The sequence below is a fragment of the Streptomyces flaveolus genome (assembly GCF_000716535.1).
GTDB classification, from domain to species: domain Bacteria; phylum Actinomycetota; class Actinomycetes; order Streptomycetales; family Streptomycetaceae; genus Streptomyces; species Streptomyces flaveolus_A.
In genome coordinates, this window is the sequence record NZ_JNWV01000028.1 from 152001 (window position 1) to 172038 (window position 20038).

At 72.7% G+C, this 20038-nt stretch carries 16 protein-coding genes; 7 read left to right on the forward strand and 9 right to left on the reverse strand.

Annotated features, from left to right (window positions below):
* Positions 1–115: 115 nt before the first annotated feature.
* On the reverse strand, positions 116–1003 hold the full coding sequence (locus OO52_RS29070; protein WP_030652422.1) for an NAD(P)-dependent oxidoreductase: 888 nt from the start codon (positions 1001–1003) through the stop codon (positions 116–118).
* Positions 1004–1101: 98 nt separating this feature from the next.
* Here OO52_RS29070 and OO52_RS29075 point away from each other — a divergent pair, with 98 nt between their 5' ends.
* A complete protein-coding gene (locus OO52_RS29075) occupies positions 1102–1449 on the forward strand; it encodes a winged helix-turn-helix transcriptional regulator (protein WP_030652418.1) in 348 nt (115 codons plus the stop codon).
* A gap of 5 nt (positions 1450–1454) precedes the next feature.
* Here OO52_RS29075 and OO52_RS29080 read toward each other — a convergent pair whose 3' ends face one another.
* The 3 genes from OO52_RS29080 to OO52_RS29090 form a co-directional block, all read right to left on the reverse strand.
* On the reverse strand, positions 1455–2153 hold the full coding sequence (locus OO52_RS29080; protein WP_078629923.1) for a class F sortase: 699 nt from the start codon (positions 2151–2153) through the stop codon (positions 1455–1457).
* A gap of 121 nt (positions 2154–2274) precedes the next feature.
* Positions 2275–2784 (reverse strand): hypothetical protein, encoded by a 510-nt coding sequence (locus OO52_RS29085; RefSeq protein ID WP_030652413.1) that lies wholly within the window; start codon positions 2782–2784, stop codon positions 2275–2277.
* Between the two features lie 289 nt (positions 2785–3073).
* A complete protein-coding gene (locus OO52_RS29090; RefSeq protein ID WP_030652410.1) occupies positions 3074–4723 on the reverse strand; it encodes a M4 family metallopeptidase in 1650 nt (549 codons plus the stop codon).
* Between the two features lie 150 nt (positions 4724–4873).
* On the opposite strand from OO52_RS29090, the gene OO52_RS29095 reads away from it, so the two are divergent.
* A complete protein-coding gene (locus OO52_RS29095; RefSeq protein WP_030652407.1) occupies positions 4874–5302 on the forward strand; it encodes a gamma-glutamylcyclotransferase family protein in 429 nt (142 codons plus the stop codon).
* Position 5303: 1 nt separating this feature from the next.
* Here OO52_RS29095 and OO52_RS29100 read toward each other — a convergent pair whose 3' ends face one another.
* The 3 genes from OO52_RS29100 to OO52_RS29110 form a co-directional block, all read right to left on the reverse strand.
* A complete protein-coding gene (locus OO52_RS29100) occupies positions 5304–6161 on the reverse strand; it encodes an arylamine N-acetyltransferase family protein (protein WP_030652404.1) in 858 nt (285 codons plus the stop codon).
* 54 nt (positions 6162–6215) lie between these two features.
* Positions 6216–8561 carry a molybdopterin oxidoreductase family protein gene (locus tag OO52_RS29105; RefSeq protein WP_030652401.1) on the reverse strand — a complete coding sequence of 782 codons (2346 nt, stop codon included), beginning with the start codon at positions 8559–8561 and terminating at the stop codon, positions 6216–6218.
* Positions 8562–8664: 103 nt separating this feature from the next.
* Positions 8665–9345, reverse strand: a complete 681-nt coding sequence (locus OO52_RS29110) for a SanA/YdcF family protein (protein WP_030652385.1) — start codon at positions 9343–9345, stop codon at positions 8665–8667.
* A gap of 153 nt (positions 9346–9498) precedes the next feature.
* Between OO52_RS29110 and OO52_RS29115 the strand changes: the two genes are divergently transcribed.
* The 5 genes from OO52_RS29115 to OO52_RS29135 all read left to right on the forward strand — a co-directional run bounded on the left by OO52_RS29115 (position 9499) and on the right by OO52_RS29135 (position 16277).
* Positions 9499–10284: a sirohydrochlorin chelatase gene (locus OO52_RS29115; protein ID WP_030652382.1), complete on the forward strand. Its 786-nt coding sequence runs from the start codon at positions 9499–9501 to the stop codon at positions 10282–10284.
* Between the two features lie 68 nt (positions 10285–10352).
* Entirely contained in the window at positions 10353–11627 is a 1275-nt protein-coding gene (locus OO52_RS29120; RefSeq protein ID WP_030652379.1) for a deoxyguanosinetriphosphate triphosphohydrolase, read from the forward strand.
* Between the two features lie 104 nt (positions 11628–11731).
* Positions 11732–12997, forward strand: coding sequence for an NAD(P)/FAD-dependent oxidoreductase (locus OO52_RS29125; protein WP_030652376.1), 1266 nt, complete (start codon positions 11732–11734; stop codon positions 12995–12997).
* A 47-nt stretch (positions 12998–13044) separates the two neighbouring features.
* Positions 13045–14949, forward strand: a complete 1905-nt coding sequence (dnaG, locus tag OO52_RS29130; protein WP_030652373.1) for a DNA primase — start codon at positions 13045–13047, stop codon at positions 14947–14949.
* A 128-nt stretch (positions 14950–15077) separates the two neighbouring features.
* Positions 15078–16277, forward strand: coding sequence for an RNA polymerase sigma factor (locus OO52_RS29135; RefSeq protein WP_420711441.1), 1200 nt, complete (start codon positions 15078–15080; stop codon positions 16275–16277).
* A 32-nt stretch (positions 16278–16309) separates the two neighbouring features.
* Here OO52_RS29135 and OO52_RS29140 read toward each other — a convergent pair whose 3' ends face one another.
* A complete protein-coding gene (locus tag OO52_RS29140) occupies positions 16310–18238 on the reverse strand; it encodes an ABC transporter ATP-binding protein (protein ID WP_030652367.1) in 1929 nt (642 codons plus the stop codon).
* The gene (locus OO52_RS29145) at positions 18238–19971 is read right to left on the reverse strand and encodes an ABC transporter ATP-binding protein (protein WP_030652364.1); all 1734 of its coding nucleotides are present in this window, start codon (positions 19969–19971) and stop codon (positions 18238–18240) included. Before OO52_RS29145 ends, OO52_RS29140 begins: the two co-directional genes overlap by 1 nt.
* Positions 19972–20038: the final 67 nt, after the last annotated feature.

The following is a 20038-nucleotide window of genomic DNA, read 5'->3' on the forward strand; positions in this document are numbered from 1 at the left end:
GGCAGCATCACGTCTGTTTCCCGGGAGGAACGCTGCCCTCAGCGGACGGGGGCCGCAGGTGTGAGGGGGTTGCGCGGGGACGGGGGCGGGGTGTGAGGCCGGCGCGGCCCGGCGGTCACCGGGTGCGCAGCAGGTCCACCAGGCCGGTGGTGTCCTCCGTGCCGTGGCCGTCGGCCAGGCGGCGGCGCATCAGCTCCAGGAACGGGTTGAGCAGGTCCGGGCGTACGCCCTGCTCCCGGGCCGTGCGCAGCAGCGTGTCCGTGCCCGCCACCTGCATCTGAAGAGTGGAGACGACGCCGGTCGTGTAGTCGCCCGACTCCAGCCGTTCGGCCGCCTGGTGCGCCGAGCCGGCCATCGCGTTCAGCCAGGGCACGAGCAGCGCGGCGAAGTCCCCGGGCGCCACGTCGGTCCCGCGCAGCAGCGCGAACGCGTGCGTGATGCCCGCGAACATGCCGTACATCCCGCTCAGCAGCGCCACGTCGTGCAGCGCGGCGTGGCCGGGGTCGATGCCGACGTACTCGGTGCCGGCCGGGACGGCGAGGGTGTCCCGGTGCTCGTCGAACAGGTCACGGTGGCCGCTGTAGAGCACGAAGGCACCGGGCGCGCCGATCATCGGCGGTACGGCCATGATGCCGCCGTCCAGGAAACGGGCGCCGCGCTCCTCGGCCCAGGTGGCGCGTGCCCGGCCCTCGGCGGGGGTGCCGGTGGTGAGGTTCACCAGGTCACGGCCGGCCAGATCGGCACCGTCCAGGGCGGCGCCCACCGAGGCGTCGTCCAGCAGGCAGGCCACGACGAGCCGGTTCGCGGCCACCGCCCGAGCCGCGCTGGGGGCCGCCACCGCTCCTTCGGCGGTCAGCCCGGCCATGCGCTCGGGCGTGCGGTTCCAGACGGTCAGCGGATGCCCTGCGGCGAGCCAGGCCCGCCCGAGCGCGGTGCCCATCGCGCCGGTGCCGAGCAGGGTCAGGGGGGTGCGGGGGCCGGAGGAAGGGGAGTTGTCGGTCATGGCGACTAGGCTCGTCGGAGGAACCGCCGAGCAGAAGTACGTACTTGCAAGTGGGTGGTTACCGGCGGGAAAGCGTGCGGGTCGGAAGGGGGAACACCATGCCGGTGGGACGGCGGCCGGGGGCGTACGTCTGCGGTACCGACGCGGCGATGGACATCATCGACGGCAAGTGGAAGGTGTCGATCCTGTGGGCGCTGGGCCAATGCGGCACGTGCCGCTTCGGTGAGCTGCGCCGGCGGCTTCCGGGCGTCACGGAGAAGGTGCTCGCCGCGCACCTGCGCGAGCTGGAGGCCGACGGCATCGTGCACCGCGAGGAGTACGACGAGGTGCCGCCGCGCGTCGAGTACTCGTTGACCGAGCGCGGTACCGAGCTGAACGAGGCGCTGGCACCCCTGGGCACGTGGGGCGAGCGACACGTGCTGGGCGCGGCACCGGCACCGCGCTGAAGCCGTCAGCGGCTCGCCGTCAGGTGGGCGAACACCACCACGTTGCCCTGGTAGCCGGTGGTCTTCGAGTAGCCTCCGCCGCAGGTGATGACGCGCAGTTCGGGGCGCGGGGCGGCGCCGTACACCTTCTCGTCGGGGAAGTCGCGGGCCGCGTACACCTCCACCGCGTCCACGGTGAACACGGCCACGGTGCCGTCCCGGCGGTCCACTTCGATGCGGGCGCCCCGCTTCAGCGCGCCGAGGTCGTAGAAGACGGCGGGCCCCTCGGTGTTGTCGACGTGCCCGGCGACGATCGCGGTGCCCGTCTCGCCGGGGGTGGTGCCGGCCTCGTACCAGCCGGCCAGGTTCTTCTCCTGGGCGGGCGGCGCGTCCAGGCTGCCCGAGCGGGTGAGGGCCAGGCCCATGAGGGGGGCGTCGACCCGGATCGCGGGGATGCGGATGCGGATCGGCGGGGACGGGGCGAGGCCGGGTGCCGCGACCCGCGCACCGCCCGGGTCGGGGCGGCCCTCGGCGGCGGACGGCTGCGGTGGGGTGTGCGGGCCGGTGCCGCCACCCAGCAGCCACACCCCCGAGCCGAGGGCCACGACGGTGACGGCGGCTATCGCGGTGTCGCCGAGCCGGGCGGCCCTGGCGCTCCGAGCGGTCCTGCGGTTCCCGGCGGCCTTGCGGTTCCCGGCCGTGCGGTTTCCGGCGGCCTTGCGCATGCCAACCCCCTCTCCCGGGGGCGGGCCCCCGAAATCCCTTCCCCCTCCGGGCCGCGAGGGGCGTCGGACCCGGAGGGGGCGGGATGTGCGGTACCGGCGGACGGACAGCGGAGGGTGTCCGTCAGATCCCGTCGCCTCTCGCCCGGCGATGCAGGAGCCAGGTACCGCCCGCGGCGGCGACGGCCAGTGCCGCCACACCCGCCGCGGTCTGTACGGGGTCAGGGCCGAGTCCGCCGCCGACCCCCGTCTTCACGCTTCCTCGCGGCAGCACCTGCTCGTGTGCCGCGCTCAACGCCACCACCAGGTCGCCCGCCACCTGCCGGTCGCCCTCGGCGCACCGGGCGACGATCTCGTACGTCCCCGGCTGCGCGCTCGGCGGCACCCGGAACTGCCCGATCGCCTCGCCCTCGTGCGCGGTGGGCGCCAGCATGAACGTTCCGGCACCGACCGCGCCCGCGTCCCCGGTCGCGGCCCCCGTGTCCTTGCACGCGGCCGTGTTCACCGTGACCTGGCCACCGGGTGCCACGGTCGCCGGGTACAGGTCCAGACGGCCGGTCCCGGCCGCTTGGGCGGGCGCCGCGGCGGTCACGGCGAGCGCGGTACCGGCCAGCAGACGGGCAGTGCGTCGCATGGTGCTCCCCAGAGCTTGTCCGACTCGTCCAGGGGTGCGCCCCTGCCCTACCGAGGTAAGTCGCAGTCGCGGGGATCCGCTTCCCGAGGCTGCGCCGGGACTGCGGTGAACGGGTGGCGCGAACGGCCCCCCACACGGCCTAGCCGGAGTGCGTTCCGGCAGGTCAGGGCCGTGTGAGGGGCCGGGTGCGAAGAGCACACGATTGGCCCCCACCCGCCGGCCGCACCCCGTCGCCGACAGCCGGGGACCGTCGGCGGCAGGGGCGGCGGGCCGGGGAGGCCGCGACGGATCAGTTGACGTTGACCGCGCTCCAGGCGGCGGCCACCGCGTTGTACTCGGCGCTGCCCGCGCCGTAGAGGTCCTTGGCCGCGTTGAGGGTGGCCGTGCGCGCGCCCGCGTAGTTGGTCGAGGAGGTCATGTAGACCGTCAGCGCCCGGTACCAGATCTTGCCGACCTTGTCCCGGCCGATGCCGGTGACCGTCGAGCCGTTGGACGTGGGCGAGTCGTAGCTGACGCCGTTGATGGTCTTCGCGCCGCTGCCCTCGGCGAGCAGGTAGGCGAAGTGGTTGGCGACGCCCGAGGAGTAGTGGACGTCCAGGTTCCCGACCGACGAACTCCAGTAGTCCGCCGAACTCCCGTCCTTGGACGGCTTGTCCATGAAGCGCAGGGCCGCCTTGCCGAAGCCGGGCTTCACGATCTTCTCGCCGATGAGGTAGTCACCGGTGTCGGAGGAGTTGTTCGCGTACCACTCCACCATCGTGCCGAGGATGTCGGAGGTGGCCTCGTTCAGCCCGCCGGACTCGCCCGAGTAGGTCAGCGCGGCGGTCTTGGACGTCACGCCGTGGGTCATCTCGTGCCCGGCGACGTCGAGGGCGACCAGCGGCCCGAAGGTGGTGCCGTCACCGTCGCCGTAGGTCATGCAGAAGCAACTGTCGTCCCAGAAGGCGTTGTTGTAGTTGCTGCCGTAGTGGACGCGGTTGTACGAGCCCTTGCCGTCGCCCGCGATGCCGTTGCGGCCGTGGATGTTCTTGTAGTAGTCCCAGGTCTCGTTGGTGCCGTACTGGGCGTCGACGGCGGCCGAGGCGCGGTCCGCCGTGGTGCCCGAGCCCCAGTGGTTGTCGGCGTCCGTGAACAGGGTCGCGGGGGCCCGGCTGAAGCAGATGCCGAAGATGCACAGGTCGGTCTTGCCCTCGGCGTCACCGGTGTAGGTGTTGCCCCGCGTCGGGTCCTTGAGCTGGTACGACGTCCCCGACTGGGTGGTCTCCAGCGGCACCGTGCCGCTGTAGAGCCCCTTGCCGTCGCCGGTGGCCGTCTCGATGCTGTCCCAGGCGTCGATCTGCGCGCCGGTGCGCGCGTCGGTCAGCACGGTCCGGGCGACGGGGTTGCCGAGCGAGTCCAGGCCGGCCGCGTCGGTGCGCCAGGCCAGCTTCGGGCTGCCGTGCAGGGCGTCGACCACCAGCACCGGCTTGGCCTTGGCCTGCTTCAGCGTCGTGCCGGGGTTGGCCGCGCGCAGGGCGCTCACCGCGAGACCGGCGGCCCTGGGGCCGGAGACCCGCGGGGTGACGGAGGGCACGGAGATCGCCTGCCGGGTGGCCCGGTCGGCGCTGCGGTAGGCGCCGTCGGGAGCGAGGTGGACGACGAAGTCGCCGCCCAGAACGGGGAGCTGACGGTAGGTGCGGTCGTAGCGGACGTGCTGGGTGCCGTCCTTGTCCACGACCACGTCCCGGACGCTGGTGTCCTGGGGGGCGGTGAGGCCCAGGGCCGTCGCGTGGGCCAGGAGGGCCGACGCCGCGTTCTCGACCGCGGTGGCCCGGGTCGGCCGGGCGTCGGCGTGGGCGGCGGGGGAGAGGCTGACGGCCAGCAGGGTCGCCGTGGTCAGGGCGACACCGGCGGTGGCTGTGCGACGGGTTCCTCGGACGTGCTGCCGTATCCGGCTCATCTGTCTCCTCGGGGAGGCGCCAGGCTGGGTGTGGGGGTGGCGCTGACGTATCACCGAGATTTAAGAGGCCATGACATGTCATGTCCATAGCGCGTTCATGGATCTTCGGACGGATGTGTGAGGAGCCGGCGAGGGTCCAGAATCGTTTCCGTGATCGCCGAGGACCCCCGCCCCCTGCCCTTCTTCGTCTACGGCACGCTCCGCCCCGGCGAGGCCAACCACGACCTCTTCCTGCGCGGTCGCACCCTCGCCGAGGAGCCGGCCCGCCTCACCGGTGCCGTGCTGTACGACGGCCCCGGCTACCCCTACGCGGTCGAGGAGCCCGGCGGAACCGTGCGCGGGGAACTGGTGACCGCCCGGCCCGAGGCGTACGAGGAACTGCTGGCCGCCCTGGACCGGCTGGAGGAGTATGTGCCGGGCGACCCCCGCAACCTCTACGAACGCCTCGCCCGGGACGTCGTACGCACCGCGGGCGGCACCGTGCGGGCCTGGGTCTACCTGGCCGCCCCGCGGGTCGCCGCCCGGCTGCGCGCCACCGGCACCCGCATCGCGGACGGCGACTGGTTCTCCCGCCGCTGAGTCAGGGCAGCAGGGTGACCCCCTCGGGCACCTCGATGCCGAACTCCTCCTCCACCACGCGCCGCGCCTGAGCCTCCTCGGCCAGCGTGCGCTCGGTCACCGTGCCGTCGGCGAGCGTCTCGGTGAACCGGGCGCCGTCCAGGGCGAGATGGCGATCGGCGGTGGTGCGCTGAAGATACGGGCGGCGGGTGAAGGGGGAGCGGGGGTGAGTGCCGACGAACCAGTTGAACACCTCCAGGTCGGGCGCGGCGAACGGCTCCTGGGTGAACGCGTACTGACCGGCCCACGCCCTCCCGCCACCGCCCCGAGGGCCGTGGAACTGCAACTCCCACAGCTCCAGCGGCCCGTCGTGGGGCAGCCGCACCAGCCGGTGCCGGCGACCGGCGCCCTCGAACTCGGTGCCGGTGACCAGCGGCACCGGCAGCAGCAGCGCGCCCGGCGCGCCGAAGCCGACGTCCGCCAGGTACGGCAGGGGCTCGCCCGCCACCTCGACCCGGAGCATCGCGTGCGTCCGGGGCCGGCTCTCCGGCGTCCCCGCTCCCACCACGACCCGGCCGGCCAGCTGGGTCACCCGGAAACCGAACGCCTCCAGCGCCAGCCGGAGCAGGATGTTGTGCTCGTAGCAGTAGCCGCCGCGCCGGCCGTGGATCATCTTGGCCATCAGGTCGGCGGGCGCGAGGGACGGAGCCGTGCCCCGCACCGGGTCCAGGTTCTCGAAGGGCAGCGACAGCGCGTGCGCCAGGTGCACCCCGCGCAGGGTGGCCAGGTCGGCCCGCCGCTCGCCCTTGAAGCCGATGCGGTCGAGATAGGCGTCGAGGTCGTACGCTGCGCTCTGCTCGGTCAGCTCGGTGTCGGACATACCCCCGAACCTATGCGAGCCCCGCCGCCCGTGCCGCGTCCGGCGGACCGGACCTCACTGGTCCGCTGGACCTAGGACCTCCACCCGCACCGCGCACGACTTGAACTCGGGCATCCGGGAGGTCGGGTCCAGGGCCGGGTTGGTGAGCGTGTTGGCGCGGCCCTCGCCCGGCCAGTGGAAGGGCATGAAGACGGTGTCCGGCCGGATGGCACCGGTGATCCGCGCGGGCGCGACGGCCCGGCCGCGCCGGGACACCACCGCCACCGGGTCGCCGTCGGCCGCCCCCAGCCGGGCCGCGAGCCGCGGGTGCAGCTCCACGAACGGGCCGGGCGCCGCCGCGTTCAGCTCCGCCACGCGCCGGGTCTGCGCCCCCGACTGGTACTGCGACACCACCCGCCCGGTGGTCAGCAGCAGCGGGTACTCGGCATCCGGCTCCTCGGCCGTGGCCCGGTGCGCCACGGGCACGAACCGGGCCCGGCCGTCGGGGGTGGCGAAGCGGTCGAGGAAGAGGCGGGGGGTGCCGGGGTGGGTGTGGCCGGCGGGGGCGCGGGCGGCGCCGGCGTCCGCCGCGGGGCGGTGGGGCAGGGAGTCGAGGGCGGTCCCGGCGTCGGCTGCCGGGTCGTCCGGCACGGCGTCCTCCGTGGTCCTGGCTGCCGCCGTGAGGCGGGCGGGCGGCACGTCGGCGGTGCCGCCGGTGTCCGCCGCCGGGTCGTCGGGCAGTGTGTCCAGGACCGCGTCCTCTCCGTCGGACGCACCGGTACCCCCGGTCTCCTCGGAGCCCTCCGTCTCGCCCGGACCCTCCGGGCACGGCCAGAAGACGCCGTTCTCCTCGGCCAGGCGGCGGTAGGTGATGCCGGAGTAGTCCGCCGGGCCCCCGGCGCTCGCGCGGCGGAGTTCCTCGAAGATCTCCTCCGGGTCGGTCGGGAAGCCCTTCTCCACCCCGAGGCGGTCGGCCAGCTCGTGCAGGACGTACAGGTCGCTGTGGACGCCGGGCGGGGGAGCGACGGCCTGGCGGCGCAGCAGCACGCGGCCCTCCAGGCTGGTCGTCGTGCCCGTCTCCTCCGCCCACTGGGTCACCGGAAGCACGACGTCCGCCAGCTCCGCCGTCTCCGAGAGGACGACGTCGGCCACCGCGAGGAAGTCCAGCGAGCGCAGGCGCTGCTCGACGTGGGCCGCGCGCGGGGCCGACACCACCGGGTTGGAGCCCATCAGCAGCAGCGCCCGGACGTCCGTACCGAGGGCGTCGAGGAGTTCGTACGCGCTGCGCCCGGGACCGGGCAGGCTGTCCGGATCCACGCCCCACACGCCCGCCACGTGCCGCCGCGCCGCCGGGTCGTCCAGCTTGCGGTAGCCGGGCAACTGGTCGGCCTTCTGGCCGTGTTCGCGTCCGCCCTGCCCGTTGCCCTGCCCGGTCAGACAGCCGTACCCGGAGAAGGGGCGGCCCGGACGGCCGGTCGCCAGGCACAGGTTGATCCAGGCGCCCACCGTGTCCGTGCCCTTGGACTGCTGCTCCGGTCCGCGCGCGGTGAGCACCATCGCCGCCTCCGGCTCGCAGAACATCCGCACCGCCTCGCGGAGTTGCGGCACCGGCACCCCGGTGATCCGCTCCACGTACTCCGGCCAGTGCGCCATCGCCGCGGCCCGGGCCTCCTCCCACCCGGTGGTCCGCTCCCGGATGTACTCCTCGTCCGTCCGCCCCTCGGCCACCACCAGGTGCAGGAGGCCCAGGGCGAGGGCGAGATCGGTGCCGGGGCGGGGTGCCAGGTGCAGGTCCGCCTGCTCGGCGGTCCGCGTCCGGCGCGGATCGACGACGATCAGCGTGCCGCCGTTCTCCCGCAGCTCCGTGAAGAACCGCAGCGACGGCGGCATGGTCTCGGCCAGGTTGGACCCGACGAGGATCACGCACCCGGTCCTCGGGACGTCCTCCAGCGGGAACGGCAGTCCCCGGTCGAGACCGAACGCCTTCGTACCGGCCGCCGCGGCCGACGACATGCAGAACCGGCCGTTGTAGTCGATCTGCGAGGTGCCCAGCACCACCCGGGCGAACTTGCCGAGCGTGTACGCCTTCTCGTTGGTCAGCCCGCCCCCGCCGAACACCCCGAGCGCGTCGGGGCCGTATCGCTCCCGCGTCGCCCCGAGCCGCTCGGCGATCCGGTCCAGCGCCTGGGGCCAGCTCGCCTCCACCAGCCGGCCGCCGTCGCGCACCAGCGGCGCGGTCAGCCGTACCGCGGGTGACAGCACCTCGGCCGCCGTACGGCCCTTGCCGCACAGCGCGCCCCGGTTCACGGGGAAGTCCGCGCGTTCGGTGACCTCGACGCCCCCCTGGGGCAGGGGCGTGATGTTCATCCCGCACTGCAGGGCGCAGTACGGGCAGTGGGTGGGCGTCGGGGTGTTCTCCATGCCGCCCAGCGTGCGTCGTACGTGTTACGACCCCGGGTCGCCTCCGGTTACACCCCCGGCACGGCGACCTCCCCGCGCCGGCCGGCGGGCCGTGAGGCCGCGGTCACCGCCCGGCGGCCAGCGCTCGCGCCACCCCCGGCTCCTTCGGCCCCAGGAACCGCGGATCCGGCCGGAAGACGGCGTCCAGCGCCGCCTTGCCCGCCGCGAACACCTCCCGCGTCCCGCCGTAGTACCAGGTCACGTCGTGCTCGGCGTCGACCCCGACCCCGTAGGACTCCACCCCCGCCGCCTCGCACAGGGCCACCGCCCGCCGGATGTGGAAGCCCTGGCTGATCAGCACCGCCCGGTCCACCCCGAAGATCTTCTTCGCCCGGACACAGGAGTCCCAGGTGTCGAACCCGGCGTAGTCGCCGACGATCCGCGCGTCCGGCACCCCGTGCTTCGTGAGGTAGGCGCGCATGGCGTCGGGCTCGTCGTAGTCCTCGCGGCTGTTGTCCCCGGTGACCAGCACGACCTCGATCCGCCCCGCCCGGTACAGCGTGGCCGCCGCGTCCAGCCGGTGCGCGAGGTACGGCGACGGCTCCCCGTGCTTCCACAGCCCCGCCCCGAACACCACCGCGACCTCGGTGCGCGGCACGTCCGCCGTCGTCCGCAGCCGGTCCGCCGTCGACACGTAGAGCCAGGTGGACGGCAGCAGCGCCAGCACACAGCCGGCCATCACGGCCTGCACCAGCCGCCGCTGCCCGGTCCGCGTGCGCGGCCATCGCGGTCGACGGATCCTCATACGGCCCCCCAGTGATCGCTCCCGACCAAGGAGGACGCCACCGGCGCCGCTCCGGTTCACCTCACACCGGACGCCCGTACGAGGTGAACCCGCGGAAAATACCCGTGACGGCCACGCAACGGGCGCGCAACGTGCTCCGGTCAGGATCGTTCCATGACGGCGTCGATCCCCCTCCGCACCAGCAGCCGGCTCGTCTCCCCGCTCGGCCGCCGCCCGGCCCCGCCGGCCCTCGTGCTGGTCGCCCACGGCAGCCGGAACCCCCGGGCCCTGACCACCGTGCGGGCCCTGATGGCCAGGGTCGGCGCGCTGCGCCCCGGCCTCCCCGTCCACCTGGGGCACATCGAGCTGAACGAGCCCCTGCTCCCCGACACCCTCGCCGCCCTCGGCGGCGCCCCCGCCGTCCTCGTCCCGCTCCTCCTCGCCCGCGGCTACCACGTCAAGCAGGACATCCCCGAGATGGCGGCGGCCTCACCGGTACGCGCGCACGTGGCCGCCCCGCTCGGACCCCACCCCCTCCTCGCCGAGGCCCTGCACGCCCGCCTCCTGGAGGCCGGCTGGCCGGCGGCCATGGACGACACCGCCCGCCGTGAGACCGCGGTCGTCCTCGCCGCCGCCGGCTCCCGCGACCCCGACTCGGCCACGGACACCCGCCGCACGGCCCGCCTCCTGACCGCCCGCCTGGGCGTTCCGGTGCTCCCCGCCTACGCCTCGGCGGCGACCCCGACGGTCCCGACGGCGGTGCGCGCGCTGGCGGCGAGGGGCCGCCACAGGGTGGCGGTGGCGTCCTGTTTCACGGCCCCGGGCCGCTTCGCCACCCAGTGCGCGGACGCGGCGCCGTGGATCGCCTCGGCACCCCTGGGCGCCCACGAGGCGATGGCGCGCCTGGTCCTCCACCGCTACGACCAGAGCCTGGCACAAGGGGCCACGGCGGCTGCCTGAGAGCCACAACGCACCCTCACCCGCGGGCGAAACCGAACATGGCAGACGATTAGGCTTACTGTCGACCCATGGAAGGCACCGCACTCTCCACGGCATACGACCCGGCGTCACTCGAGCGCTGGGCCCCCGAACCGGACAAACGCCCGGGTCGCACAGCCTTCCAGCGCGACCGCGCCCGCATCCTCCACTCCGCCGCCCTGCGGCGTCTCGCAGGCAAGACGCAGGTGGTGACCCCGGGCACCAGGAGCCAGGTCTGGGACGCCAGCCCCCGGACACGGCTCACCCACTCCCTCGAATGCGCCCAGGTCGGCCGGGAGCTGGGCGCCGCCCTCGGCTGTGACCCCGACCTGGTCGAGGCGGCCTGCCTCGCCCACGACCTCGGTCACCCACCCTTCGGCCACAACGGCGAAACCGCGCTGAACGAGTTCGCCGACGACTGCGGCGGTTTCGAGGGCAACGCCCAGTCCCTCAGGCTCCTCACCCGCATCGAGCCCAAACGGTTCACCCCGGAGGGATCCGTCGGCCTGAACCTGACCCGCGCCGCCCTGGACGCCGCCACCAAGTACCCGTGGCCGCGCGGCACGCACCCCACCGACCCGGCGTCGCGGAAGTTCGGCGTGTACGAGGACGACCGCCCGGTGTTCGACTGGGTCAGACGGCACGCCCCCGGCACCCGCACCTGCTTCGAGGCGCAGGTCATGGACTGGTCGGACGACGTCGCCTACTCGGTGCACGACGTCGAGGACGGCCTGCACGCCGGCCACATCGACCCCAACTGCCTGCACGCCGACCCGGAACGGCAGGCGGTGTTCGAGGTCGCCGTCGGCCGGTACGTCCCCGTGGACACCGACCCCGCCGAACTCGCCGCCGCCCTGGACCGCCTCCAGGACGAGGAGTGGTGGCCGCACGGCTACGACGGAACGGCGGTCGCCCAGGCCCGCCTGAAGGACGCCACCAGTCAGCTCATCGGCCGGTTCTGCCTGGCCGCCGAGGGCGCCACCCGGGCCGCGTTCGGCAGCGGCCCGCTCACCCGCTACGACGCCGAACTCGTCGTACCCCGCGAGACCCGCATGGAGTGCGCGGTGCTCAAGGCGGTCGCGGACCGGTACGTGATGCAGCGCGCGGAACAGGAGCGGCTGCGCGCCGACCAGCGGGTCATCGTCGCGGAGCTGGCCGAGGCGCTGACCGCACGCGCGCCCGAGGGCCTGGACCCCCAGTTCCGGGCGCTGTTCGACGCGGCGGACGACGACCGGGCGCGCAAGCGGGTGATCGTGGACCAGATCGCCTCGCTGACCGACGCCTCGGCGCTCTCGCTGCACGCGAGACTTACGGGGCATATGTGAAAGGAACATGACCCTGCGTGGCCTGATCGGGTCACACCCTCTTCCCGCATCACGCTGCGTGCGGGACGCTCGCATGTGGCGGCACCCTTACGAGGAGGCATCAAGTGGTCGACGCGGATCAGACATTCGTCATCGTGGGAGGCGGTCTCGCCGGCGCGAAAGCGGCCGAGACGCTCCGGGCGGAGGGCTTCAGCGGCCGCGTGATACTGATCTGCGACGAACGCGACCACCCCTACGAGCGCCCGCCGCTGTCCAAGGGCTATCTGCTCGGCAAGGAGGAGCGGGACAGCGTCTTCGTGCACGAGCCCGCCTGGTACGCCCGCAACGACGTCGAGCTGCACCTCGGCCAGACCGTGGACCGGATCGACCGCACGGCCAAGACGGTCCGCTTCGGTGACGACGGCACGATCGTCCGCTACGACAAGCTGCTGCTGGTCACCGGCGCCGAGCCGCGCCGCCTGGACATCCCCGGCACCGACCTGGCGGGCGTCCACCACCTGCGCCGCCTCGCGCACGCCGAGCGCCTCAAGGGCGTCCTGCACCACCTCGGCCGGGACAACGGGCACCTGGTGATCGCGGGCGCCGGCTGGATCGGCCTGGAGGTCGCGGCGGCGGCCCGGACCTACGGCGCGGAGGTCACGGTGATCGAACCGGCGCCCACCCCGCTGCACGGCGTGCTCGGCCCCGAGCTGGGCAACGTCTTCGCCGAGCTGCACCGCGAGCACGGCGTCCGCTTCCACTTCGGCGTCCGGCTCACCGAGATCGTCGGCCAGGACGGCGTGGTCCTCGCGGCCCGGACGGACGACGGCGAGGAGCACCCCGCGCACGACGTCCTCGCGGCGATCGGCGCGGCACCCCGGGTCGCCCTCGCCGAGGCGGCCGGCCTGGAGATCGCCGACCGGGCGCACGGCGGCGGCATCGTCGTCGACGAACGGCTGCGCACGTCCGACCCCGACATCTACGCGGCCGGCGACGTGGCGTCCTTCCCGCTCGGCCTCTTCGACACCCGGCTGCGCGTCGAGCACTGGGCCAACGCGCTGAACGGCGGCCCGGCGGCGGCGCGCGCGATGCTCGGCGAGGAGGTGGTCTACGACCGTGTGCCGTACTTCTTCACCGACCAGTACGACCTGGGCATGGAGTACAGCGGATGGGCGCCGCCCGGGTCGTACGACGAGGTGGTGATCCGCGGCGACGCCGGGAAGCGGGAGTTCATCGCCTTCTGGGTGAAGGAGGGACGCGTGCTGGCCGGGATGAACGTGAACGTGTGGGATGTCACAGAGCCGATCCAGAAGCTGATCCGTTCCCGGGCCCAGGTGAACATCGAGGCCCTCTCGGACCCGCACGTACCCCTGGACAGCCTCACCCCCTGACCTCCGCGGGCACCGGGACTGTCACCGCACCCCCGTAGAATTCACGCGTGGCAGGACGGATCAACGACGAGGACGTGAAGGCGGTACGGGACGCGGTCCCGGTCGACGCCGTGGTCTCCGAGTACCTCCAGCTGCGCAACGCGGGCGGTGGCAACCTCAAGGGCCTGTGCCCGTTCCACGACGAGAAGTCGCCGTCCTTCCAGGTCAGCCCGAGCAAGGGTCTCTTCCACTGCTTCGGCTGCCAGGAGGGCGGCGACACCATCACCTTCGTGATGAAGGTGGACCACCTCTCCTTCTCGGAGGCGGTGGAGCGGCTGGCCGCGCAGGCCGGCATCACGCTGCGGTACGAGGAGGGCGGCTACAACCCGGCCCACCAGCGCGGTGAGCGCATCCGCCTGGTCGAGGCGCACAAGATCGCCGCCCAGTGGTACGCGGAGCAGCTCGCCACCGGCCCCGAGGCCGAGACCGGCCGGATCTTCCTCGCCGAGCGCGGCTTCGACCAGGCCGCCGCCGTCCACTTCGGCGTCGGCTACAGCCCCCAGGGCTGGGACCACCTGACCCGCTACCTGCGCGGCAAGGGCTTCACCGACAAGGAGCTGATCCTCTCCGGCCTGGCCCAGGAGGGCCGCCGGGGACCCATCGACCGGTTCCGGGGCCGGCTCATGTGGCCGATCCGGGACATCGGCGGCGACGTCGTCGGCTTCGGCGCCCGCAAGCTGTACGAGGCCGACACCGGCCCGAAGTACCTCAACACGCCCGACACGCCGATCTACCGCAAGAGCCAGGTGCTGTACGGCATCGACCTGGCCAAGAAGGAGATCGCGAAGAGCAGCCGCGCGGTGGTGGTCGAGGGCTACACCGACGTCATGGCCTGCCACCTCGCCGGTGTGACGACGGCCATCGCGACCTGCGGTACGGCCTTCGGCGGCGAGCACATCAAGATCCTGCGCCGGCTGCTGATGGACAACGGCTCGGCCCGGGTGATCTTCACCTTCGACGGCGACGCGGCCGGGCAGAAGGCCGCCCTGCGCGCCTTCGAGGACGACCAGAAGTTCGCCGCCGAGACGTACATCGCCATCGCGCCGGACGGCATGGACCCGTGCGAACTGCGCCTCGCCAAGGGCGACGAGGCGGTCGCCGACCTGGTCGAACCGCGCACGCCCCTCTTCGAGTTCGCCCTCCGCCAGATCGTGAGCCGCTACGACCTCGACACCCCGGCGGGCCGCGCGGCCGCGCTGGACGAGGCGGCGCCGATCGTCGCCCGGATCAAGAACAGCGGCGCCCAGCACGAGGTCGCCGTCGAGCTGGCCGGCATGCTCGGCATCCTCGACACCCAGTTCGTGGTCCGCCGGGTGGCGCAGCTCGCCCGCTGGGCCCGCGACGGCAAGGGCCCCCAGCAGCAGGACCGTCGCCGCCCGGCCGACCGCCAGTGGACCGAGGCGCCCCGCCCCGCGAACTCCGGGCCGGCCCTGATCCTGCGCAACCCGGTCTTCGCCGCCGAACGCGAACTGCTCAAACTCGCCCTCCAGCGCCCCGAACTGGTCTCCCCGGCCTTCGACGCCTACGGCGTGGACGAGTTCACCGCCCCGCCGTACGCCGCCGTGCGCCAGGCCATCGCGGAGGCGGGCGGCGCCGAGTACGGCGTACCGGACCCGCAGGAGTACCTGGTCCGCGTCCGTGAGGCCGCGCCCGACGACACCGTGCGCGCGATGGTCACGGAGCTGGCCGTCGAGCCGATCCTGCGCCGCACGGTGGACGAGACGTACGCCGGCACGGTCCTCGTCCAGATCCGCCGCCGCGCCGTGGAGCGCCGCATCCGCGACATCCAGTCCCAGATGACCCGCCTGTCCACCGCCGGTGACCCGGCCCGGCTGGCCGCCGTACAGAACGAGCTGTGGATCCTCCAGCAGTACGACCAGGCGTTGCGGGAGCGGGGCGCGGAGGCGCTGTGACGCGGGGCCGGCCCTCGTCGCGGGGTTGCCAGTCGCATAGTCCAACGAGACGAGTAACCGACGGGTGACGGACCGGACGCAAAAAGTCACGGCACGACCCTCGTGGCGGGCTTGTGTCGTACTCCACACTGGGGGCGGTGCCCGAGCCTCGGAGCGCACGCTGCCGCACACCTTCAGCAGCGATCATCCTGGAGGTCGCCCCCGTGCAGACCCAGACCCTCACCCAGACCGACAGCAGCACCAGCGCCACCGGCATCACCGCGGACGAGCCGGACGCGGAGGCGGACGTGCTCGCCGCCGTGCCCCCGCAGAGCCGTGCCGCCCTGCGTCCCGAGGCGGAGCCGCCCGCCGACGCGCTCGCGGACGAGCCCGAGGAACCCGTCGAGGTCCCGGCCGTCGCCCGCGTCGAATCCGGCGGCCCCTCCGCGGACCTGTTCCGCCAGTACCTGCGCGAGATCGGCCGCATCCCGCTGCTCACCGCCGCCGAGGAGGTGGAACTGGCCCGCCGGGTGGAGGCCGGCCTGTTCGCGGAGGAGAAGCTCGGCAGCACCCCCGACCTGGACAGCGAACTCGCGCTGGACCTGGACCGGCTCGTCGTCATGGGCCGGATGGCCAAGCGCCGGCTCATCGAGGCGAACCTGCGGCTCGTCGTCTCCGTGGCCAAGAGGTACGTCGGCCGCGGCCTGACCATGCTCGACCTCGTCCAGGAGGGCAACCTCGGACTCATCCGGGCCGTCGAGAAGTTCGACTACGCCCGCGGCTACAAGTTCTCCACCTACGCCACCTGGTGGATCCGGCAGGCCATGTCCCGGGCGCTCGCCGACCAGGCCCGCACCATCCGGGTCCCGGTCCATGTCGTGGAGCTGATCAACCGGGTCGTCCGGGTCCAGCGGCGGATGCTCCAGGAGCGCGGCTACGAGCCGACGGCCGAGGAGGTCGGCGCCCACCTGGACCTGCCGCCCGAGCGGGTCGGCGAGGTGCTGCGGCTCGCCCAGGAACCGGTGTCGCTGCACGCCCCGGTCGGCGAGGAGGACGACGTCGCCCTCGGCGACCTCATCGAGGACGGCGACGCGACGAGCCCCGTCGAGTCCGCCGCCTTCCTGCTGCTGCGCGAGCACCTGGAAGCGGTGCTGTCCACGCTGGGGGAGCGCGAGCGGAAGGTCGTCCAGCTCCGGTACGGCCTGGTCGACGGCCGCCCGCGCACCCTGGAGGAGATAGGCCGCATCTTCGGCGTGACCCGCGAACGGATACGGCAGATCGAGTCGAAGACCCTGAACAAGCTCCGGGACCACGCGTTCGCGGACCAGCTGAGGGGCTACCTGGACTGAGGGGCCGCCGCCGCGCGGCGGCCCCCCCGCGCCTAGTCCACCTCGGCCACCGCCTGCGCGAACTGGGCCTTGTACAGCCGGGCGTACGCCCCGTCCGCCGCCAACAGCTCCTCGTGCCCGCCCTGTTCGACGATGGACCCGTTCTCCATCACGAGGATGGTGTCCGCGTCCCGGATGGTCGACAGCCGGTGCGCGATCACGAACGACGTACGGCCGGACGCCAGCTTGGCCATGGCCTTCTGGATCAGCACCTCCGTCCGCGTGTCCACGGAACTCGTCGCCTCGTCCAGCACCAGGATCACCGGGTCGGACAGGAACGCCCGCGCGATGGTGATGAGCTGCTTCTCACCGGCGCTGACGCCCGTGCCCTCGTCGTCGATCACGGTGTCGTAGCCGTCGGGCAGGGTGCGGATGAAGCGGTCCGCGTGGGCCGCGCGGGCCGCCTCCTCGATCTCCCCGCGCGTGACCTCGCGGGAGGCGCCGTAGGCGATGTTCTCCGCGATGGTGCCGCCGAACAGCCAGGTGTCCTGGAGCACCATGCCGATCCCGGCCCGCAGGTCGTCCCGGGTCATCTTCCGGATGTCGACCCCGTCCAGGGTGATCCGGCCGCCCGAGACGTCGTAGAACCGCATCAGCAGGTTGACCAGCGTGGTCTTGCCCGCGCCGGTCGGGCCGACGATCGCCACCGTGTGGCCCGGCTCCACCGTGAGCGACAGGTCGTCGATCAGCGGCTTCTCCGGGTCGTACCGGAACGACACGTGCTCCAGGCGCACCCGCCCGCGCAGCTCCTCCGGCCGCTCGCCCGGCACCGGATCCGCCTCCTGCTCCTCCGCGTCCAGGAGTTCGAAGATCCGCTCGGCCGAGGCGACGCCCGACTGCACCAGGTTCGCCATCGACGCGACCTGCGTCAGCGGCATGGAGAACTGCCGCGAGTACTGGATGAAGGCCTGCACATCGCCGATGGACAGGGCACCGGACGCGACCCGCAGACCGCCGACGACCGCCACCAGCACGTAGTTCAGGTTCGACACGAACATCATCAGCGGCTGCATGACACCGCTGTGGAACTGCGCCTTGAACGCGGCCTGGTACAGCGCCTCGTTCTGCTCGGCGAACTGCTGCGCCGACTCCTCCTGCCGCCCGAACACCTTCACCAGGGTGTGCCCGGTGTACATCTCCTCGACGTGCGCGTTCAGTTTGCCGGTGGTGCGCCACTGCTGCACGAAGTGCGGCTGCGACCGCTTGCCGACCCGGGTGGCGACCACGAACGACAGCGGTACGGTGACGAGCGCCACCAGCGCCAGCAGCCAGGACACCCAGAACATCACCACGAGCACACCGATGATGGTCAGCACCGAGTTGATGAGCTGGCCCATCGACTGCTGGAGCGTCTGCCCGATGTTGTCGATGTCGTTGGTCGCCCGGGACAGCACCTCACCGCGCTGGCGCTTGTCGAAGTACGACAGCGGCAGCCGTGACAGCTTCCTCTGCACGTCCTCCCGCAGCCGGTACATCGTGCGGTTCACGGCCCGGTTGACCAGCCGCGTCGCGACCGCCATCAGCAGGCCGGCGACCAGGAACACGCCGAGCGCGAGCAGCAGGACGTGCCCGACGGCGTCGAAGTCGATGCCCTTGCCGGGCGTGAAGTCGGTGCCCCCCAGCACGTCCGCGATGCGGCCCTGGCCACGCTCGCGCAGGGAGTCGAGGACCTGCTCCTTGGTGGCGCCGGCCGGGAACCGCCGGCCGACGATGCCCGCGAAGACCAGGTCGGTGGCCCGGCCGAGGATCTTCGGGCCGATCACGCTCAGGCCCACGCTGATGACCACGCACAGCAGCAGGCAGTAGATCGTGAGGCGTTCCGGTCTGAACTGGGCGACGAGCCGTTTGCCCGACCCCTTGAAGTCCATCGAGCGCTGGTCGGGGCCGCCCCCGGCCATCATGCGTCCCATGGGCCCGGCCATCAGGCGGCCTCCGCTTCCGTCAGCTGGGAGAGCACGATCTCCCGGTAGGTCTCGTTGGATGCCATCAGCTCGGCGTGCCGGCCGGAACCGACCACTCGGCCCTCGTCCAGCACGATGATCCGGTCCGCGTCCCGGATGGTCGCCACCCGCTGGGCGACGATCACGACGGTCGCCTCGGCGGTCTCCCGGGAGAGCGCGGCGCGCAGGGCCGCGTCCGTGGCGTAGTCGAGCGCGGAGAAGGAGTCGTCGAAGAGGTAGATCTCCGGGCGCTGCACCAGCGTGCGGGCGATGGCGAGCCGCTGCCGCTGGCCACCGGAGACGTTGGTACCGCCCTGCGCGATCGGCGCGTCCAGGCCGCCCTCCAGCTTCCGCACGAAGTCCGCGGCCTGCGCGACCTCCAGCGCGTGCCACAGCTCCTCGTCCGTGGCGTCCGGGTTGCCGTACCGCAGGTTGGTCGCGACGGTGCCCGCGAACAGGTACGGCTTCTGCGGCACGAGTCCCACCGTCCGGGCCAGCAGGTGCGGCTCGACCTCGCGGACGTCCACGCCGTCGACCAGGACCTCGCCCTCGGTGGCGTCGAACAGCCGGGGGGCGAGACCGAGCAGGGTCGACTTGCCGCTGCCGGTGGAGCCGATCACGGCGGTCGTCTGCCCCGGCCGGGCCACCAGGTCGATGGACCTGAGCACCGGCTCCTCGGCACCCGGGTAGCGGAAGCCCGCGCCCCGGATCTCCAGGTGCCCGTGCGCGCGCAGCTCGGCGACGGGGGCCGTCGGCGGTACGACGCTGGAATCGGTCCCCAGGACGTCCTGGATGCGCTCGGCGCAGACCTCCGCGCGCGGCACCATCATGAACATGAAGGTGGCCATCATCACGGACATGACGATCTGCATCAGATAGGCGAGGAACGCGGTGAGGTCGCCGATGGCCATGCCGCCGCTGTCGATGCGGTGGGCGCCGAACCACACGACCGCGATGGACGACAGGTTCACCACCGTCATGACGATCGGGAACATCAGGGCGAGCAGCCGGCCGGTGGCGAGCTGCATGTCGGTCAGCTCGCCGTTGGCCCCGCCGAACCGGCCCTGCTCGTACTCGTCCCGCACGAAGGCCCGGATCACCCGGTTGCCGGTGATCTGCTCGCGCAGCACCCGGTTCACCGTGTCCAGCCGGACCTGCATCGCGCGGAACAGCGGGCGCAGCCGGCGCACGATGAGCGTCACGGAGATGCCGAGCACCGGTACCACCGCGACCAGTACCCCGGACAGCGGAACGTCCAGACCGAGGGCCAGCACGATGCCGCCCACGCACATGATGGGTGCCGACACCATCAGGGTGAACGTCATCAGGGCCAGCATCTGGACCTGCTGGACGTCGTTCGTCGTACGGGTGATGAGCGAGGGCGCCCCGAAGTGACCCACCTCACGCGCGGAGAAGGACTGGACCCGGTCGAAGACGGCACCGCGTACATCCCTGCCGAGCGCGGAGGCGGTCCGGGCGCCGTAGTACACGGCGCCGATGTTGCACACCACCTGGACCAGCGAGATGCCGATCATCAGGGCACCGAAGGACACGATGTAACCGGTGTCACCCTTCACGACACCGTTGTCGATGATGTCCGCGTTCAGAGTGGGCAGGTAGAGGGTGGCGCAGGTCTGCAGGAACTGCAGCACCACCAGCAGGGCGATGGGTTTCTTGTAGGGCCTGAGATAGGTCCGCAGAAGTCGTATGAGCACGCTACGTCTCTCGGAGTCGGCGACAGGGGCATGGTCGGTTGCCCCTGGCCCCTATCGTCGGACACTC

Excerpts from the sequence above, each read along its gene's own strand:
- OO52_RS29070 (WP_030652422.1), bottom strand. The coding sequence starts at position 1,003 with ATGACCGACAACTCCCCTTCCTCCGGCCCCCGCACCCCCCTGACCCTG.
- OO52_RS29075 (WP_030652418.1), top strand. The coding sequence starts at position 1,102 with ATGCCGGTGGGACGGCGGCCGGGGGCGTACGTCTGCGGTACCGACGCG.
- OO52_RS29080 (WP_078629923.1), bottom strand. The coding sequence starts at position 2,153 with ATGCGCAAGGCCGCCGGAAACCGCACGGCCGGGAACCGCAAGGCCGCC.
- OO52_RS29085 (WP_030652413.1), bottom strand. The coding sequence starts at position 2,784 with ATGCGACGCACTGCCCGTCTGCTGGCCGGTACCGCGCTCGCCGTGACC.
- OO52_RS29090 (WP_030652410.1), bottom strand. The coding sequence starts at position 4,723 with ATGAGCCGGATACGGCAGCACGTCCGAGGAACCCGTCGCACAGCCACC.
- OO52_RS29100 (WP_030652404.1), bottom strand. The coding sequence starts at position 6,161 with ATGTCCGACACCGAGCTGACCGAGCAGAGCGCAGCGTACGACCTCGAC.
- OO52_RS29105 (WP_030652401.1), bottom strand. The coding sequence starts at position 8,561 with ATGGAGAACACCCCGACGCCCACCCACTGCCCGTACTGCGCCCTGCAG.
- OO52_RS29110 (WP_030652385.1), bottom strand. The coding sequence starts at position 9,345 with ATGAGGATCCGTCGACCGCGATGGCCGCGCACGCGGACCGGGCAGCGG.
- OO52_RS29115 (WP_030652382.1), top strand. The coding sequence starts at position 9,499 with ATGACGGCGTCGATCCCCCTCCGCACCAGCAGCCGGCTCGTCTCCCCG.
- OO52_RS29120 (WP_030652379.1), top strand. The coding sequence starts at position 10,353 with ATGGAAGGCACCGCACTCTCCACGGCATACGACCCGGCGTCACTCGAG.
- OO52_RS29140 (WP_030652367.1), bottom strand. The coding sequence starts at position 18,238 with ATGGCCGGGCCCATGGGACGCATGATGGCCGGGGGCGGCCCCGACCAG.